Origin of the sequence: Pseudomonas sp. Ag1, from assembly GCF_000278565.1 — a bacterium.
GTDB lineage: Bacteria > Pseudomonadota > Gammaproteobacteria > Pseudomonadales > Pseudomonadaceae > Aquipseudomonas.
Map to the genome: position 1 here is coordinate 169095 of NZ_AKVH01000102.1, position 17317 is coordinate 186411.

Below are 17317 nucleotides of genomic sequence, written 5' to 3' on the forward strand. Positions count from 1 at the left end.
CCTGTTCGCTAGCGGCCTGGGCTTATCCAGGTTTCCAGGTCCGTTGCGGTCATGGGCTTTGCTATCAGGTAGCCCTGCGCTTCGGAACATCCCCACTGTATCAAGAGGTCGAGGATTTCCTGGTTTTCTACGCCTTCGGCAACGACTCGGTAGCCGAGCCCTTTCGCCAGGCCTATCAGGGTTTTAACCAACTGCTTGTCATTTTGATTGCTGCCCAGCCCGCTGATCAATGATTGATCCAGCTTGACGGTAGTGGCCGGCAGTTCCTTCAGGTACGCCCAGTTACTGTAGCCCGTGCCGAAATCATCAACCGCGACTTCTATGCCAATCTGCCGAACGCGCTGCAGTTGCCGGATGACTTCCTCAGGGTTGGTCATCAACATGCTTTCGGTAAACTCAAGTTCAAAGTCGGCAGGGTCAAGGTCGTGCCGGTGAAGCTCATGAATCATCGCGTCCACGAACTCGGAGCTTTCCAGATCGCTGACGGTAATGTTCATCGCTATTCGCAGGCGCACGCCTTGTGCTTTCCAGGCTGCGGCTTGCCGGATGATTGCGTTGAGCACCCATAATCCAACGGACGGTATCAACGCGGTTTTTTCGGCCAGGGGGATGAACTCGGCAGGGCTGATGGGGCCAAGCAACGGATGGGTCCAGCGTAGCAATGCCTCTACCGAATCACAGCTTCCCGAGGGCAGTTTGACTTTGGGCTGATACACCAGGCTGAACTGTTTGTCGCAGCTGACCGCTTCCGGCAACGAACTCAGCAACATGAACGCGCGTTGTTGAGCTGCATCAAACTGGGGTTCATAAAGAGACCAGCCCAGCTTGCGGTCACGTGCCTCATCTGCCGCACTCACCAGCAGGCGCAGCCAGTCTTGCTGGCCGGAGTGGTGAATGGGCAGCACGCCAATCCCGACTTGCATGAGGATGGGGATGCCGTGGCATTCAACAGGCTTTTTGAAGTCCTTGAGAATACTTTCGCAGATGTGCTCGGTGGTTTGATTCTCCTCAAGGATGAAGCCAAACCGCGTCGGGCTGATTTTGTAAAGCAGGCACTGCGCGGGTAACAGGTTTTGCAGGCGAGATTTGATCGCCAGAACCAGGTCTCCGGCAAAGCTGTAGCCCAGGGCCTTTACAATATCGTTGAGAAACTTTGGCGAGATAATGTCAACTGCGTACACATGGCACGCGTTTTCAAGCTTAAGCGCTTGACGTATATCTTCCTCAAGCCTGAGTCGATTGAATAGCCCAGTCGGTTGGTCTACGAAGTTGCGGGACCGCATGCCCTGTATGCGCATCATGACCAGCTCGGCAAAGTCGTTGAGCATTGCACTGTCACGCTCGCTCATGGGAGGGCGGGGGACAGTATCAATGATGCAGAGACTTCCCAGGGTAAAGCCATCCTCCGTGATCAATGGCGCGCCCGCGTAATAACGAATATGCGGCGGCCCCGTGACCAGGGGATTGTCTTTGAAGCGGGCATCCAGCGTTGCGTCCGACACCTCCAGCAGGGCGTTGTCCAGGGTAGAGTAGGCGCAAAAAGACACTTCTCGCGGTGTCTGCGTTTCTGTAATTCCCACGCGTGCCCTGAACCATTGCCGGTGTTTATCGACAATTGAAATCAGTGCGATGGGGGCGTTGTAATAGGCAGACGCCATCTCGACGATCTTTTCAAATACATCATCACTATCGCTGTCGGTTGGACAAAATTTCGCGACCTCTTTTAGCCGTTCAATTTCATTCGGCGGAATAGGAGCGCCTTCGCCCATGACAATCCTCAAAGTGGTTATGTTCGTACAACAAGGTATCAGACAGTGCCATCATTATGATGTTGTTTTTCTATTCATCAGATAGCTCAAGGGTATGGCGTCCGGTGATCTCTTCCTGCGTATCTCCCTAATTCTTGCGCCCTGCGGATGAATGTACGCGCGGGGCAGCGAAGTGGATGCACGGCATTAAAAATTTTTCCGGCATTTCCGCGCTTCTAGTTCGCCCGGGGCGCCGCCTTGATGGCCATGTACGCATCCTTGATGGGCTCAAAACCATATTTCTCTTCCAGCCGTTTCACGATGAAGTGCCCCCGCGCCATGTCCTGGTAGAAGTGGGTGAACAGTGCATTGATTGTCGCCCCGGTAAAGGCGCCCATCACGGGAACGGCCTGGGCTGCGAACTTGCTGGAAATGGTAAAGCCAAAACGTGTCGCGACTTTATCGATGAGGATCGCCAGCCATTTCCCGGCTTGGCCCGGGGACAAGCTGCTGATGGCCTTGGAGCCCTGCTTGGCGGCGATCCCCGCCAGTTCCTTGGACAGTTGTTGCATGGCCTGGGTGGTGAAGCTGCGGGTCATGTAGTAACCGGTCTCCGTTGCATCGTCGGCCTGGCTGGTGCCACCCATGGCAAACACCTCGATGCAGGCTTGTTTGGTCGAAAAGTCGCCCAGGTCGAAACCCTCGCTGCGCGCCACGTCGGCGACCGCGCGCATCATGATGGTGGTAGAGATCGGCAGCTCGATAAACAGCGCCGCGAAACCGAAGGCCCCGCCGATGGCGCCCGAGGTGGCCGCAAAAGCCTTGTGCAGCCGGGTCGAGGCCGGTTTTCTCGGACTGTTGTCCAGGCTTTTCAGCGCCGCGCCGGCGGATGAATGCAGCGCTGCCGCCACCGCGCCATTGATCCGTTTGGAAACCACCCCCGGCAATGCCTTTACCGCGCTTTCAATCGGGGAGCCGATCATGCCGGATAGCCTGGCCGTCAGGGAGGGTGACTCCAGCAAACCGACGGCCCGCTTGAGATCCTGATAGTCCTCGGGATTGTCTCTGATGCTCACAGGCGTCTCCTTGAAATTTTTCCGGCTTTGATAAAACAAAGACCCGCGAAGAGGGCCATCGTGCCGTCACGCTTTACCCATTCTTTACCTGCGCGGGTGCTGCGTTCGCCGGCGGGTCGGTTAGGCTGCCAGTTACCTTGAACTGAACGGCGGTGTGAATCGAATGAACCTTCAACCTCGGTACTGGCTGGCGGTGAGCGCCCTGGTGGGCAGCCTGGGATTGATTGCGGGGTGTGCGGGCGATCCGCCAAACCCGCGGGCCGAATTCAGCGAGCGGGTCAACAAGGAACTGAGCACCGCGTATCAACCGTCCCATTATGAAACGTCCGGCTGGGGCGCGACCTGGCAGCTCGACAAGCAATCGGTGAACGTTGCGTGGCTGGCACCGGTGACCCATGAGCGCCTGCCGCTGATTATCTACTTGCCGGGTTTGGGTGAGCCGGCCTCGGGCGGGGTGGCGTGGCGCAAGGCTTGGGCGCAGGCCGGTTATGCGGTGCTGTCGGTTCAGGAGCCCGCCCATGATCAGTCGATCTTTGCCTCGCAGCAGGCGGTATATGGTGACTTTCGTGGGATGGCGAGCAGTCATTACTCCGCCGCCGCCCTGCGTGACAGGCTGTTGACCTTGCAGAAAGTCCTGAGCGAAGTTCGGGCACGGGCCGCCAAAGGCGACGCGCAACTGGCGGCCATCGACTGGAACCAGGTGGTGGTGGCCGGCTTTGATTTTGGCGCGCAGACCGCAGAAGCACTCGCCGGGGCGCTGGAGCCCGGGGCCACCCCGGGCGTCGGGATTCAACCCAAGGCGGTGTTGCTGCTCAGCCCTTATGTGGACGCCGATGCCCGGCCGGACGTGTTCGCCCGGATAACGGCGCCCGTGCTGTCGATGACCGGCCAGCAGGATGAAGACCCGTTCAACTGGGTCAGCTCTTACCGTCAGCGAGAGGTGTTGGGCGAGTCGGTGACAGCGGCGGGCAGTGTTCAGCTGGAGTTGAACAGTGCGACGCACAAGACCTTGTCCGGGAGCGAGCTGTTCAGCCGGCCGGCGAAAAGGGCCGACAAGGGCAGTGCTTCGTCTGGCGACGCGCCCAAGGGGCGGGGGCACAAGCACGGCGCCAAACCTGGCGGCGGCGGCCCGATGGCGGGCGAACCGGCGCCGGACCCCAAGCAGGTGGCCGCGATTCAGGCCATGGGTGTGGCGTTCCTGGATAGCCGGGTCAAACACAATCCCGCCGCCACCGAATGGTTGCAACAGGGCGCGTCAACCTGGCTGGGTGAGGCGGGACGGTTGAAGTAATGGCGGCGGGCTTCCCCCCGCCAAGCGTGATGTATAAGTTTCTCAAACGTCATCAACCATCTTTTTACGGCGTGATACGCTAGCCTTACTTTTGAATTGGCACTGGTCGTTCCCGCGTATACGGCGACAGTGAGGAGTGAACATGTCGAAAATTTCCCACCAGGATCTACGGCGCTCGTTTCGCGAGCTGCTGGCCTCCCAACACTGCTTTCACACCGCCTCGGTGTTCGACCCGATGTCCGCCAGGATCGCTGCAGACCTGGGCTTCGAAGTCGGCATCCTGGGAGGCTCGGTGGCGTCATTACAGGTCCTGGCTGCACCGGACTTCGCGCTGATTACCCTGAGTGAGTTCGTCGAGCAGGCCACCCGCATCGGCCGGGTGGCGCAGCTTCCGGTGATCGCCGACGCCGACCACGGCTACGGAAATGCACTGAACGTGATGCGCACCGTCCAGGAACTGGAGCGTGCTGGCGTCTCTGCGCTGACCATTGAAGATACCCTGCTGCCCGCGCAGTTCGGGCGCAAATCCACCGACCTCATCAGCACGGAAGAGGGCGTGGGCAAGGTCAAGGCGGCCCTGGAGGCCCGGGTCGATCCGCAGCTTTCGATCATCGCGCGGACCAACGCCGCCGTGTTGCCAGTGGAAGACGTTATCCATCGCACCAAGGCGTATCAAGAAGCTGGTGCAGACGGCATCTGCATGGTGGGTGTCCGTGACTTCGACCACCTTGAACAGATCGCCGAAGGCCTGACGGTGCCGTTGATGCTGGTGACCTACGCCAACCCGCATCTCAATGACAACGAACGCCTGGCCAAATTGGGTGTGCGGATTGTGGTTGCCGGCCACGGCGCGTACTTCGCCTCGATCAAGGCCACCTACGACAGCCTTCGCGAACAGCGCAATCTCACGCGCAGCACATCAAACCTGACCGCCAGCGAACTGACCCACACCTACACGTTCCCCGACACCTACGTGAGCTGGGCCAAAGAGTTCATGGATGTCCAAGAGTGACATGACCCTGCAGGAGCGAGCTTGATCGCTCCTGCAGAAGCTCTAAGCTAATTCCATAAAATTATTTATTTTATTTTTTATAGATCAATATCATCTAACTGAGTTGACCCTTGGAGAGCCGGAGTCCGCGCTGTTCAAGTCTTATCCGCTCAGGAATCTATAAAAATGAACACGCTGAAACTGGCCCGCAACCTTCTCTCGGCCGTGGGCCTCGCTGTCCTCTCCCTAAGCGCTCAATCCGCTGACCTCACCATCGGCTACATCAACGGCATCGACCCGATCAAACGCGCCATCGCCGATGGCGAATATGAAAAAGGTATCGGCCAGAAGATCGATTGGCGCAGATTCGACGCGGGCCCGGCCGTCCTGGCCGCCATGGCTTCCGGTGATGTGCAGATCGGCAACCTGGGTTCCAGCCCGTTGGCCGCGGCGGCTTCGCGAAACATGCCGCTGGTGGCGTTCGTTGTCAGCGCGCAGATTCGCAGTTCCGAGGCCCTGGTGGTTCGCGACGGCAGCGGGATCAAGACCCCTGATGACCTGATCGGCAAAACCATCGCCGTGCCCTTTGTGTCGACCTCCCATTACAGCCTGCTGGGCGCGCTGAAGCACTGGAACCTGGACCCGCGCAAAGTCAACATCGTCAACCTGACACCGGCACAAATCACCGCCGCCTGGGCCCGCGGCGATATCGACGGGGCGTTTACCTGGTCGCCTGCCCTGGGTGAAATCCGTAAGACCGGAAAGATCCTCACGGATGCTGCCGAAGTTTCCAACTGGGGCGCCCCGACCTTTGAGGTGTGGGTAGCGCGCAAGGATTTCGCTGAAAAGAATCCGAAGGTCGTTGCCGATTTTGCCAGGGTCAGCCTGGCGGCGATTGCCGATTACGCCGCGCATAAAAAAGACTGGACCGCTGATTCTGCCCCCGTGAAAAGCATCGCCCGACTCACAGGCGCCAACGCTGCGGACATTCCCGAGCTGCTCGAAGGCTCGTCGTTCCCGACGGCCGCCGAACAAAAAAGCGCGCAATACCTCGCCGGTGGCACCGCCAGGGAAATCGGCAAGACCGCCGAATTTCTGAAAGAGCAGGGAAAAATCGAAAAGGTCCTGCCTGACTATTCCGCCTTCGTCAGCGACAAGTTCATCGGAGAATAATCATGGGCCTGACGCTTCATCCCCTTGGCCCTACCATCGGCGCCGAGGTTGAGGGGCTGGATATGGCCCTGCCTCTGACGGATCAACAACACGACTGGGTGGAGCAAGCACTGCTGCAGCACCAGGTGTTGTTCTTCCGTAACCAGGCCATTACCCCCGGGCAGCACGTGGCATTTGTCGCGCGGTTTGGTGATTTGCACCGGCATCCGATTTACCCGCACGTTGACCGGCACCCGGAACTGCTGCTGATCGACACCGCCGTGACCGATGTCCGCGACAACGCCATCTGGCACACCGATGTGACCTTCCTCGCCGCACCGGCGATGGGCTCCGTGCTGGCGGCCAGGCAAGTGCCTGCGTTCGGCGGGGATACGTTGTGGGCCAATGGCGTGGCTGCGTTTGAAGGGTTATCGGCCCCCGTCAGGCAACTGCTCGACGGCCTGACCGCCACCCACGAATTGACCAAATCATTTCCCACCGAGCGCTTCGGCAGCACGCCCGAAGCATTGGCGCGCTACGAAAAAGCCCGGAAGGATCACCCGCCGCTGTCACACCCGGTGGTCAGGACGCATCCTGCCACCGGGCGCAAGGCGTTGTTTGTGAATGAAGGCTTTACCACGCGGATCAATGAGCTTGAGGCGGCGGAAAGTGATGCGTTGTTGCGGTTATTGTTCAGCCACGTGAGCCGTCCGGAATTCACCGTGCGTTGGCGATGGAAGGCGAATGATGTAGCGTTCTGGGATAACCGCATTACCCAGCATTACGCGATTGATGATTACCGACCGCAAAGGCGGGTGATGCACCGCGCGACGATTTTGGGCGACGTGCCTTTTTGATGGAGGATCGGTCGATGGACTTGCCCTTGGTGATCAACCCTGACGACTATCTGGAAACCGAGTTCGGCAGGGAATTCACGCCTGAACGAAATCGACAGGCATGGCAGCTCGCGTATGCGCGGTTGAGGCACGAGCTGTCACAGGCGGCAAAGGGCACTCATGTGTACGTGGTCATGGGCGTGCAGGGGGCGGGCAAGTCTCGCTGGGTGGCGGAAAACCTTGAGCGGTTGGGGCACGGCGCAATCGTCTTCGATGCTGCTTTGCCGGCGCGGCGTCATCGGCAGGAGCTGCTGTCCATCGCGAGGGACTATGCAGTCCCGGTGATCGGCATCCTGGTGAGCGCACCGCTGGAGCTGGCGTTATCGCGAAATGCCCAACGCAATGCTGACAAAAAGGTGCCGGAGGACGCGCTGAAAAGCGTGTTCAGCATGCTCGAGCCACCCAGTGAAGACGAAGGATTCGTGTGGGTGCAAACCATTGAACAGCAGGCGCCGCTGCCCACAACCCTGCAAACTGACCGGATGACCCTGGTTGCGCCTGATGTGGCGCTCGCTGAAAAACTCGCCGATGCCTTGAACGCCAGCTACGCACTGCACCGCCGGTTTCTCGTATGGAGCAAGCCGCACTGGACGCGGGAGGACACGCAGGAAAGCCTGCAGCGCGCGGCCAAAGACTTCGATGCGCCTGTCGGGGAGAAACGGTATTTCCTGTTATCTCGCGACGAGCCCCAGGCATTGGTGGGCTGTATCGGCCTGCTGCCGCTGGCCGATGAGATTCACAGCTACGAAGTTGGCTATTGGGGCAATCAGGCACACGCCGGTCATGGGCTGATGAGGGAGGCATTGACCGCTCTGGTTTCGCAGTTGAGCGGGCACACACTGCGCCTGACCACTTCTTCGGCGAACATATCCAGTCAACGACTGGCTGAGGCAACGGGGTTTGAATGGGTGGAAACCCTTCAAGGCGCGCGGCGCTGCGAGTACTTTGGCGTACGCGATACGCTGGTTTACCGCCGGACCGCGCGCTGACACTAAAGGTACTCACACTCCCCACGCAGCAGCGAAAGCTGAACCAGGTCTTGATGAGCTGCATTCCAGTAACCCGCCTGCCTCAACGTTCCTTCACGCACGAACCCGGCTTTCTCAAGCAGGTTCAGTGACCGAGCGTTGTCAGGATGAACCAGCGCCTCGATCCTGTTGAGTTCCATGTGCTGGAACGCCCATCGAAGGGCGGCGTAAACCGCCTCCTTCATGAGCCCCTGTCCCTGTGCCGATTGCGCCATCTCAAACCCTATGGCACAACTGCGCCACGCACGATTCCATTTGAAGAAACCACAGGTGCCGATCAGCGCTGCCGTGGCTATGTCCTCAATCCCCCAGCGAATCCTCGGATTGGGTGAGGTGCGCCAACTGGCAAACAGCTCGATCAGTTGCTCCGCTTGATGAGGCTCGGTAATTGGGTCGGCACCGAACCACTTCATTGCTTCAGCGTCGCTATGAATCGCAAACAACCCCACCGCATCCTCCTGTGTAAGTTCTCTGAGGGTCAGGCGTTCGGTTTTGAGAGTCGGAAAATCGGACACTGCGGGCGTCACCTTTTGGAAAAAGATTCGCTAAGGTGTGTCGTGCGGAATAAAAAATCAATCTGTTCAGTGGTGACGCAGGGCGTCACGGGATACGAATACACGCTCCTGATCAACTGAGATCAACTGAGATCAACTGTGGGAGCTGTCGAGCCCCAGCGAGGCTGCGATGCAGGCGCCGCGGTCTGGCAGGTACGGCGCGGTGACCCCATCGCAGCCTCGCCGGGGCTCGACAGCTCCCACATTGGTCTCAGCACTCACTCCTCGCGTTTGACCACCAACGTCAAGATGTCATAACTGGCCACCAGCTCACCCAGCTGGTTGGTCACCTCCACATCCCACGCCACCACGCCTTGCGGAATGCCCTGGGGGCTCTTCTTGCCCTGGTCGATCTTGCGCTTGCAGGTCAGCCGCGCCTGGATGGTGTCGCCAATGCCCACCGGGTTGATAAACCGCAGGGTGTCCAGCCCGTAGTTCGCCAGCACCGGCCCCGGTGCCGGAGACACAAACAGCCCGGCCGCCGCCGACAGCACAAAGTAACCATGGGCAATGCGTTTGCCGAATTGCGATTCCTTGGCGGCGATGTCATCGAAGTGCATGTAGAAGTGATCGCCCGACAGGCAGCCGAAGTTCACCAGGTCGGCCTCGGTGACGGTGCGGCGGTGGGTCAGCAGCGATTCGCCAATCTGCAGGTCCTGGAAGAAGCGGCGGAACGGGTGCACTTCGGTCTCGATGACCTTGGCGCCGCGTACGTACTCGCCGGTGACCGCCGCCAGCATGGTCGGTGAGCCCTGTACTGCTGCGCGTTGCAGGTAGTGTTTCACGGCGCGCAGGCCGCCGAGTTCTTCGCCGCCACCGGCGCGGCCCGGGCCGCCGTGCTTGAGTTGCGGCAGGGGCGAGCCGTGGCCGGTGGATTCGGCGGCGGATTCGCGGTCGAGCACCAGCAGGCGGCCGTGCCACGCGGCAGCCACCGGGATGGCTTTGGCAGCGATCTGCGGGTCTTTGGTGATCAGGCTCGCGACGAGGCTGCCTTTGCCGCGTGCGGCCAGGGCCAGGGCTTCGTCGAGGTCGTCGTAGGCCATCAGCGTGCTGACCGGGCCGAAGGCCTCGATGTCGTGGGCGCCGCCTTCCGCATGCGGGTCGCGGGCTTGCAGCAGGGTCGGGGCGAAGAACGCGCCCTGGCTGACGTTTTCACCGCGGGGTTCAAAGCCGTCGCGGGCGCCGAACAGCATATCGCTGCTCTGCAGCAGGCTTTCCAGGCGTTCGGCCACGTCTTTCTGCTGGTCGTGGGAGGCCAGTGCGCCCATGCGCACGCCTTCCACCGACGGGTCGCCCACCACGACTTTTTTCAGGCGGTCCCGCAGGCGGGTGGCGACGGCGTCGATATGTTTGGCCGGCACGATGGCGCGGCGAATGGCGGTGCATTTCTGCCCGGCCTTGGTGGTCATTTCCCGGGCGACTTCCTTGATGAACAGCTCGAACTCTTCGTCGTCCGGGCTTACGTCCGGGGCGAGGATCGCGCAGTTCAGCGAGTCGGCCTCGGCGTTGAACGGCACCGAGTTGCGGATCAGGTTCGGGTTGACCCGCAGCTTGGCGGCGGTGTCGGCGGAGCCGGTGAAGGTCACCACGTCCTGGCCTTGCAGGCGGTCGAGCAGGTCGCCGGTGCTGCCGATCACCAGTTGCAGGCTGCCGGGTGGCAGCAGGCCGGATTCGTCCATCAGGCGCACCACGGCTTCGGTCAGGTAGCTGGTGGCGCTGGCCGGCTTGACGATGCATGGCATGCCCGCCAGGAAACTCGGGGCGAATTTTTCCAGCATGCCCCAGATCGGGAAGTTGAACGCGTTGATGTGCACCACCAGGCCGCCACGAGGCACCAGGATATGGGTGCCGGCAAAGCTGCCGAGCTTGCTCAGCTGCATCGCCGGGCCTTCGTGGACGATATTGCCCGACGGCAATTCCCGCGAGCCCAGGCTGGCGTAGGTGAACAGCGTGCTGTTGCCGCCTTCGATATCGATCCAGCTGTCGGCACGGGTCGCGCCGCTGTGGTGGGAGAGGGCGTAGAGCTGTTCCTTGCGCTCGCTCAGGTACAGCGCGATGGCCTTGAGGCGCTGGGCCCGCTGCTGGAAATCCAGGGCCATCAGCCCGCTGACACCCTGGAGGCGCCCGTGTTCGATGGCTTCGGCGAAGTCCGGGCGCTCCTCGTGAGTGCGTGCCAGCTCGTGGCCGTCAATGGCGCTGCGCAGCACCTGGGCGCCGTGTTGGCCGATCCAGCGGCCAGCGATAAAACTTTGCAGGGTAGGGGCGTGAGACATCACGATTCCTCCGGGTTGGAAAATGAGAGTTAGTGTTTGCTGGCGCCTGCGGCACCAATGCCGGTCATGGAGCGAATGAACTGCGCCAGGTAACGCCCGCGTTCAACGGCAGCGCGGGGCGAGCGGTCGGTGACGGAAAAGACCCAGGCGCTGAAAAACGCCAGGCTCATGGAAAACAGGGCAGGGTTGGAATAGGGGAACAGCGCCTTGTCGTAATGCAGTACGTTGACCCACACCGCCGGGCTCAGCACCAGCAGCACGATGGCCGAGACCAGTCCCGCCAGGCTGCCGGTCACCGCGCCACGGGTGGTCAGGCCCTTCCAGTACATCGAGAGGAACAGCACCGGGAAATTCACCGAGGCGGCGATCGCCAGTACCAGGCCGGACAGGAACGCGATGTTCTGCGACTCAAACAGCAGGCCGAGGATGATCGCCAGCACGCCGATGCACAGCGTGGCGATGCGCGACACGCGGATTTCCTGCTGCTCGCTGGCCTGGCCCTTGCGGATCACGCAGGCATACAGGTCGTGGGACACCGCCGACGCGCCGGACAACGCCAGCCCGGCGACCACGGCCAGGATGGTCGCGAAGGCCACCGCCGAAATGAACCCGAGGAACAGGTTGCCGCCCACGGCCTGTGCCAGGTGCACGGCGATCATGTTGCCGCCGCCGATGATCGCGCCGTTGGCATCCCGGAAGCTTGGGTCAGTACCCACCATGACGATGGCGCCGAAGCCGACGATGATCAGCAGCAGGTAGAAGTAGCCAATGAAACCGGTGGCGTAGAACACGCTCTTGCGCGCTTCCTTGGCGTCGCTGACGGTAAAGAAGCGCATCAGGATATGCGGCAACCCGGCGGTGCCGAACATCATGCCCAGCCCCAGGGAAATCGCATCGATCGGGTTCGACAGCAAGCCGCCCGGCGCCATGATCGCGCTGCCCTTGGCGTGCACGGCGGTGGCCCCGGCGAACATCGCCTCGGTGCTGAAACCAAAGTGCTTGAGCACCATGAACGCCATGAAGGTGGTGCCGAACAGCAACATCACCGCCTTGATGATCTGCACCCAGGTGGTGGCGAGCATGCCGCCGAAGGTCACGTAGAACACCATCAGCACGCCCACCAGCATCACCGCGTACAGGTAGTCGATGCCGAACAGCAGCTCGATCAGCTTGCCGGCGCCCACCATCTGCGCCACCAGGTACATCAGCGCCACGGTCAGGGTGCCGAAGGCCGAGGTCAGGCGCACCGGGGTCTGCTCCAGGCGGTAGGACACCACATCGGCAAACGTGTACTTGCCCAGGTTGCGCAGGCGCTCGGCGATCAGGAACAGGATGATCGGCCAGCCGGCCAACACGCCCAGGGCGTAGAGCAGGCCGTCATAACCGTTGAGGAACATCATCGCCGAGATGCCGAGGAATGACGCCGCCGAGATCATGTCGCCGGCAATCGCCAGGCCATTCTGGAAGCCGCTCATGCCGCCGCCGGCGGTGTAGAAGTCGCTGGCGGAACGGGTGCGCAGGGCGGCCCAGCGAGTCACGCCGAGGGTGAACAGCACGAACACCAGGAACATGCCGATGGCGTTCCAGTTCAGTGGCCGGGATGCGCCGTCGGCGGCGACGGCAAGGTCCGTGGCCAATGCCAGCGGCAGGAGAAACCACGCTACCAGCCGGCTCATGCTGTGCACTCCTGCTTGAGTTTGTCGTTCAGCGGGTCGATCACATGGTTGGCGCGGTACACATAAAAGCCGGTCAGCGCGAACGCCAGCAGCACAATCACCACACCCACCAGCATGCCCACGGTGGTCACCCCGCCGCTCAACGACTGCCCGAGGGTAGCCGGGGAGAACGCCACCAACAGCACAAACCCAAAATAGATCACCAGCATGATCAGCGACAGCGACCAGTACAGGTTCTGTTTGCGGCGTACCAACTGGATGAAATCGGGATGTCGACGGATGCGCTCGATATCGTCGGGGGTCATGGTGGTGTGCTCCTTTTTATTGTTGTTGTGGTTAAACCTGCGTCCTGTAGGAGCGAGCTTGCTCGCGAAAAACCTGAGGGCGCCGTGTTGATTCAGGCTACCCGCGTCATCGTTAACGATCTTCGCGAGCAAGCTCGCTCCTACAGGGGAGCGGTGTGTCCTTAAAGCTGATCGAAATCCAGTACCACCTTGTCGCTGACCGGGAATGCCTGGCACGACAGCACATAGCCGGCGGCCACTTCGTAGTCTTCGAGGGCGTGGTTGCTGTCCATCTCCACTTCGCCTTCGATGACTTTGCATTTGCAGGTGGAGCACACGCCGGCCTTGCACGAATACGGCAGCTCGGCGCCCTGGGCATTGCCCGCGTCGAGGATGCTCTGAGTGTTGCGGGGCAGGTCGAAGGCGAGGGCGCGGCCATCGCTGATCACCGTGATCTGGCTGACCGCCGCATCCACTTGCCGCGCCGCTTCGCGGGCCTCGCGCTTGTGCTGGCTGCCGGCGGCGGCGAACAGTTCGAAATGGATGCGCTCCGGCGCCATGCCCTTGGCCTTGAGGCTGTCGCGCACGGTCTCGGTCATCTCCTGCGGGCCGCAGATAAAGGCCGCGTCGAGGGCTTTCACGTCGAGCCAGCGGGAGAACAGTTGCTCGCACTTCGCGGCATTGATGCGGCCGTTGTAGAGGTCGACATCCTGCTGCTCGCGGCTGAACACGAAGATCAGGTTCAGGCGCTGCAGGTAGCGGTTCTTCAGGTCTTCGAGCTGTTCGCGAAACAGCGCACCGGAGCTGGAACGGTTGCCGTACAGCAGCGTCACGCGGCTGTGGGGCTCGGTTTGCAGGGTGGTCTTGATGATCGACAGGATCGGCGTGATACCGCTGCCGGCCGCCACTGCCAGGTAATGGCCGTGGCGAGCCGGATCAAGGTCCACATGAAAATGCCCGGCGGGCGGCATCACTTCCAGGCTGTGCCCGACCTTGAGCTGTTCATTGGCAAAGGCGGAGAACCGTCCACCGGCCACGCGCTTGATGGCGATGCGCAGTTCACCGTCATTGACCCCGGTGCAGATCGAATAGGAACGGCGCACTTCCTCGCCATCCAGCTGGGTGCGCATCACCAGGTGCTGGCCCTGGGTGAAGTGGAAGCTGTCTTGCAGATGCTGCGGAATCTCGAAGGCGATGGACACCGCATCACGGGTCTCGTTGCGCACATCCTTGATGGTCAGGCTGTGAAATTTGCTCATTGTTGTTCTCCAACCAAGCGGGCCGCAGGCCCCTCAGATGCACTTGAAATAGTCGAACGGTTCCAGGCAATCGCGGCAGCGGTGCAGCGCCTTGCAGGCGGTGGAGCCGAATTCGCTGAGCACTTCGGTGTGGGTGCTGCCGCATTGCGGGCAAGCAATCACCGGGCTTTCTCCCAGCAGGCTGCGTTTGCTGCTACTGCCTTGGGGCGGTGCGATGCCGTAGGCCCGCAGGCGTTCGCGGCCGCTGCTGGTGATCCAGTCGGTGGTCCAGGCCGGGGTCAGCTTGCGTTCCAGTTGCGGCGCGCGGAAACCTGCCAGCTCCAATGCATCGCGGATGTCGCCCTCGATCACTTCGGTGGCGGGGCAGCCGGAGTAGGTCGGCGTGACCACCACATGCAAGTGGCCGGCCTGCCAGTCCAGGTCGCGCACTATGCCCAGGTCGACCACGCTCACCACCGGCACTTCCGGGTCCATGACCTGCGCCAGGGTGGCCCACGCGGCAGCCAGGTCGGTGGGTTGCGCCGGGCGTGCGCCCTGGTCGCTGGCGATCAGCTCACCAGGTTGCATCGGGGTACGCTCGGGGCAAAAACTGCATTTCCGCCAACAAAATTCCCAGGTGCTCGCTGTGCAAACCGCGGCGTGCATCCAGGTAGAAATAGCTCGCAGCAGGCGGCAGGGGCAGGGTGGCGCTGGTAAAGATTTCGCTGACCTGGGTTTGCCACGCTGCGGCAACCTGAGCGGCGTCCGGCGTAATGCCGGCGGCGTGCAGGCGCTGTTCACTGTCGTCGGCGCTGGTCAGTTCCACGGTGAACCGCCACAGCTTGGGGATCGCCGCGAGCATGCGTTTATGGCTTTCCTCGGTGCCGTCTCCCAGGCGCTCCACCCACTCGCCGGAGCGGCGCAGGTGATAGGTGACTTCCTTCACCGCCTTGGCCGCGATGCCGGCGATGCGTTCGTCGCTGGATTGGGCCAGGCCGCTCAACACCGGCAAGTGCCAGGCGTCATACAGGAATTGCTTGAGGATGGTCACCGCGTAGTCGCCATTGGGTTGTTCCACCAGCAGCAGGTTGCGATAGGCCCGCTCATCCCGGCGGAAGGCCAGGTGATCGGCGTCGCGCCCGTCGTCCAGCAGCTCGGCGGCGTATTCCAGCCAGTTGCGCGCCTGGCCCACCAGGTCGAGGCCGACGTTCATCAGCGCCAGTTCTTCTTCCAGCGCCGGCGCATGGCCGCACCACTGGCACAGGCGCTGGCCCTGGATCAGGGCGCTGTCGCCGAGGCGCAGCAGGTATTCGATCAGATCGGTTTCAGGGTTCATGGTCGACCTCACATATGCCCGACTTCGGCCGGCAACTCGTAGAAGCTGGCGTGGCGGTAGACCTTGTCATCGGCCGGGTCGAACAGCGGGTCTTTCTCGTCCGGCGACGAGGCGGTGATCAGCGCGGAAGGCACTACCCACAGGCTCACGCCTTCACTGCGGCGGGTGTACAGCTCCCGGGCGTTTTCGATGGCCATGGTGGTGTCGGCGGCATGCACGCTGCCCACATGCTTGTGATTCAGGCCGTGCTTGCTGCGCACGAAGACTTCAAACAGGGTCCATTCAGACATAACGGTGACTCCACATCAGGTGGCCGATCAGGCGGCGTTCTTGTTCTGTTTTTTTCGGGCGTGGGCGACGGCGGCTTCGCGTACCCAGGCACCGTCTTCAATCGCCTTGCGGCGGGTGGCGACGCGTTCCTGGTTGCACGGGCCGTTGCCCTTGAGCACTTCGTAGAACTCGCTCCACTGGATCTCGCCGAAATCGTAATGGCCGCGTTCGGCGTTCCACTTCAGGTCCGGGTCGGGGCAGGTGCAGCCCAGCAGCTCCAGCTGCGGGATGGTCTGGTCGATGAAGCGCTGGCGCAGTTCGTCGTTGCTCTGGCGCTTGATTTTCCAGGCCATGGACTGGGCGCTGTTGGGGGAGTGTTCGTCGCTGGGGCCGAACATCATCAGCGATGGCCACCAGAGGCGGTTGATCGCGTCCTGGACCATGTCTTTTTGCGCCTGGGTGCCCTGGCGCATCATGGTCAGCAGCAGTTCGTAGCCCTGGCGCTGGTGAAAGCTTTCTTCCTTGCAGATGCGCACCATGGCCCGGGAGTAGGGGCCGTAGGAGGTGCGCTGCAGTACCACCTGGTTGACGATGGCGGCGCCGTCTACCAGCCAGCCTACTGCGCCCATGTCGGCCCAGTTCAGGGTGGGGTAGTTGAAGATGCTGGAGTACTTGGCCTTGCCGCTGTGGAGCTTGGCGATTTCTTCGTCGCGGTCGGCGCCCAGGGTTTCCATGGCGCTGTAGAGGTACAGGCCGTGGCCGGCTTCGTCCTGGATCTTGGCCATCAGTTGCAGCTTGCGTTTGAGGGTGGGGGCGCGGGTGACCCAGTTGCCCTCGGGCAGCATGCCGACGATTTCCGAGTGGGCGTGTTGGGAGATCTGGCGGATCAGGGTTTGACGGTAGGCGTCGGGCATCCAGTTCTTGGCTTCGATCTTGATTTCGGCGTCGATTTTTTCCTGGAAGGCGCGTTCCTGGTCGGACATCTCGGAGAGGTCCTTGATGCGCTTTACTCCGGTTTCTACAAGCTGTGCGTACATGGGGGGTCTCCCGCCTTGTGTTTTGTCGTAGGCATGGAGGACTTTATAAGCGATACGGAAATTAATATCAAACACAAAGTTATGTGTCGTTATTTGGTTTTGTATCGCTTTGCGGGAAGGGAGCAGATATTTGTCGCTACGGTAACGGCGGCATAGGGTTTCCGGTCATCGTGGTAAGCAGGGCCAGTAGGCAAAAAACAGGGCCGCTTTATGTGGGAGCGGGCTTGCTCGCGAARAACCTGAGDGCGCCGCGTTGAATCAGGATRCCCRCGTCATCGTTAACGACCTTCGCGAGCAAGCCCGCTCCCACATTTGGACCGTRCCCGCTTTAGCTGTTGATTTACAACACTCAAGCCGGCCGGGAGGCCGCTGTGCTYTTGCTTTTGATCTTGATCTTAGGCGCCCCGTTAAACCACGCTGGCCGAACGCAGGCTTTGGAGCGTGGGTAACCCGGCAGGACGCCGGGT

General features: G+C 61.3%; 16 protein-coding genes. 5 read left to right on the forward strand and 11 right to left on the reverse strand.

Annotated elements, in window-relative coordinates; genetic code table 11:
• Positions 1–8: 8 nt before the first annotated feature.
• Together A462_RS13330 and A462_RS13325 are read right to left on the reverse strand one after the other, a co-directional pair.
• A complete protein-coding gene (locus tag A462_RS13330) occupies positions 9–1769 on the reverse strand; it encodes a sensor domain-containing phosphodiesterase (protein ID WP_008436073.1) in 1761 nt (586 codons plus the stop codon).
• A gap of 215 nt (positions 1770–1984) precedes the next feature.
• Entirely contained in the window at positions 1985–2824 is an 840-nt protein-coding gene (locus A462_RS13325) for an EcsC family protein (protein WP_008436075.1), read from the reverse strand.
• Positions 2825–2987: 163 nt separating this feature from the next.
• On the opposite strand from A462_RS13325, the gene A462_RS13320 reads away from it, so the two are divergent.
• The 5 genes from A462_RS13320 (at position 2988) to A462_RS13300 (ending at position 8143) form a co-directional block, all read left to right on the forward strand.
• Positions 2988–4115 carry an alpha/beta hydrolase family protein gene (locus tag A462_RS13320; RefSeq protein WP_008436076.1) on the forward strand — a complete coding sequence of 376 codons (1128 nt, stop codon included), beginning with the start codon at positions 2988–2990 and terminating at the stop codon, positions 4113–4115.
• 142 nt (positions 4116–4257) lie between these two features.
• Positions 4258–5127 carry an isocitrate lyase/PEP mutase family protein gene (locus A462_RS13315; RefSeq protein ID WP_003208921.1) on the forward strand — a complete coding sequence of 290 codons (870 nt, stop codon included), beginning with the start codon at positions 4258–4260 and terminating at the stop codon, positions 5125–5127.
• Between the two features lie 165 nt (positions 5128–5292).
• Positions 5293–6279 (forward strand): taurine ABC transporter substrate-binding protein, encoded by a 987-nt coding sequence (gene tauA / locus A462_RS13310; RefSeq protein WP_008436080.1) that lies wholly within the window; start codon positions 5293–5295, stop codon positions 6277–6279.
• A gap of 2 nt (positions 6280–6281) precedes the next feature.
• The gene (gene tauD / locus A462_RS13305; protein WP_008436083.1) at positions 6282–7115 is read left to right on the forward strand and encodes a taurine dioxygenase; all 834 of its coding nucleotides are present in this window, start codon (positions 6282–6284) and stop codon (positions 7113–7115) included.
• 14 nt (positions 7116–7129) lie between these two features.
• A complete protein-coding gene (locus A462_RS13300; RefSeq protein ID WP_008436085.1) occupies positions 7130–8143 on the forward strand; it encodes a GNAT family N-acetyltransferase in 1014 nt (337 codons plus the stop codon).
• Positions 8144–8145: 2 nt separating this feature from the next.
• Here the strand turns inward: A462_RS13300 and A462_RS13295 are convergent, their stop codons facing one another.
• From A462_RS13295 to paaA, 9 genes are all read right to left on the reverse strand, one after another.
• Entirely contained in the window at positions 8146–8697 is a 552-nt protein-coding gene (locus A462_RS13295) for a GNAT family N-acetyltransferase (protein ID WP_008436087.1), read from the reverse strand.
• 257 nt (positions 8698–8954) lie between these two features.
• Positions 8955–11009, reverse strand: coding sequence for a phenylacetic acid degradation bifunctional protein PaaZ (gene paaZ, locus A462_RS13290; RefSeq protein WP_008436089.1), 2055 nt, complete (start codon positions 11007–11009; stop codon positions 8955–8957).
• Positions 11010–11038: 29 nt separating this feature from the next.
• Positions 11039–12685 (reverse strand): cation acetate symporter, encoded by a 1647-nt coding sequence (locus A462_RS13285; RefSeq protein WP_003208909.1) that lies wholly within the window; start codon positions 12683–12685, stop codon positions 11039–11041.
• A complete protein-coding gene (locus A462_RS13280; RefSeq protein ID WP_003208907.1) occupies positions 12682–12990 on the reverse strand; it encodes a DUF485 domain-containing protein in 309 nt (102 codons plus the stop codon). The genes A462_RS13285 and A462_RS13280 overlap by 4 nt, the downstream gene beginning before the upstream one ends.
• A gap of 161 nt (positions 12991–13151) precedes the next feature.
• A complete protein-coding gene (paaE, locus tag A462_RS13275; RefSeq protein WP_008436096.1) occupies positions 13152–14228 on the reverse strand; it encodes a 1,2-phenylacetyl-CoA epoxidase subunit PaaE in 1077 nt (358 codons plus the stop codon).
• Between the two features lie 33 nt (positions 14229–14261).
• The gene (gene paaD / locus A462_RS13270) at positions 14262–14795 is read right to left on the reverse strand and encodes a 1,2-phenylacetyl-CoA epoxidase subunit PaaD (protein ID WP_003208903.1); all 534 of its coding nucleotides are present in this window, start codon (positions 14793–14795) and stop codon (positions 14262–14264) included.
• On the reverse strand, positions 14782–15543 hold the full coding sequence (gene paaC / locus A462_RS13265; protein WP_008436105.1) for a 1,2-phenylacetyl-CoA epoxidase subunit PaaC: 762 nt from the start codon (positions 15541–15543) through the stop codon (positions 14782–14784). Before paaC ends, paaD begins: the two co-directional genes overlap by 14 nt.
• Positions 15544–15551: 8 nt before the next feature.
• Entirely contained in the window at positions 15552–15833 is a 282-nt protein-coding gene (gene paaB, locus A462_RS13260; protein WP_003208899.1) for a 1,2-phenylacetyl-CoA epoxidase subunit PaaB, read from the reverse strand.
• 27 nt (positions 15834–15860) lie between these two features.
• On the reverse strand, positions 15861–16850 hold the full coding sequence (gene paaA / locus A462_RS13255; RefSeq protein WP_003208897.1) for a 1,2-phenylacetyl-CoA epoxidase subunit PaaA: 990 nt from the start codon (positions 16848–16850) through the stop codon (positions 15861–15863).
• Positions 16851–17317 lie beyond the last annotated feature (467 nt).

Coding starts and splice junctions, on each gene's coding strand:
- A462_RS13300 (WP_008436085.1), top strand. CDS start 7,130: ATGGACTTGCCCTTGGTGATCAACCCTGACGACTATCTGGAAACCGAG.
- tauA (WP_008436080.1), top strand. CDS start 5,293: ATGAACACGCTGAAACTGGCCCGCAACCTTCTCTCGGCCGTGGGCCTC.
- A462_RS13330 (WP_008436073.1), bottom strand. CDS start 1,769: ATGGGCGAAGGCGCTCCTATTCCGCCGAATGAAATTGAACGGCTAAAA.
- paaD (WP_003208903.1), bottom strand. CDS start 14,795: ATGCAACCTGGTGAGCTGATCGCCAGCGACCAGGGCGCACGCCCGGCG.
- paaZ (WP_008436089.1), bottom strand. CDS start 11,009: ATGTCTCACGCCCCTACCCTGCAAAGTTTTATCGCTGGCCGCTGGATC.
- tauD (WP_008436083.1), top strand. CDS start 6,282: ATGGGCCTGACGCTTCATCCCCTTGGCCCTACCATCGGCGCCGAGGTT.
- paaE (WP_008436096.1), bottom strand. CDS start 14,228: ATGAGCAAATTTCACAGCCTGACCATCAAGGATGTGCGCAACGAGACC.
- paaA (WP_003208897.1), bottom strand. CDS start 16,850: ATGTACGCACAGCTTGTAGAAACCGGAGTAAAGCGCATCAAGGACCTC.
- paaC (WP_008436105.1), bottom strand. CDS start 15,543: ATGAACCCTGAAACCGATCTGATCGAATACCTGCTGCGCCTCGGCGAC.
- paaB (WP_003208899.1), bottom strand. CDS start 15,833: ATGTCTGAATGGACCCTGTTTGAAGTCTTCGTGCGCAGCAAGCACGGC.
- A462_RS13315 (WP_003208921.1), top strand. CDS start 4,258: ATGTCGAAAATTTCCCACCAGGATCTACGGCGCTCGTTTCGCGAGCTG.
- A462_RS13280 (WP_003208907.1), bottom strand. CDS start 12,990: ATGACCCCCGACGATATCGAGCGCATCCGTCGACATCCCGATTTCATC.
- A462_RS13320 (WP_008436076.1), top strand. CDS start 2,988: ATGAACCTTCAACCTCGGTACTGGCTGGCGGTGAGCGCCCTGGTGGGC.
- A462_RS13285 (WP_003208909.1), bottom strand. CDS start 12,685: ATGAGCCGGCTGGTAGCGTGGTTTCTCCTGCCGCTGGCATTGGCCACG.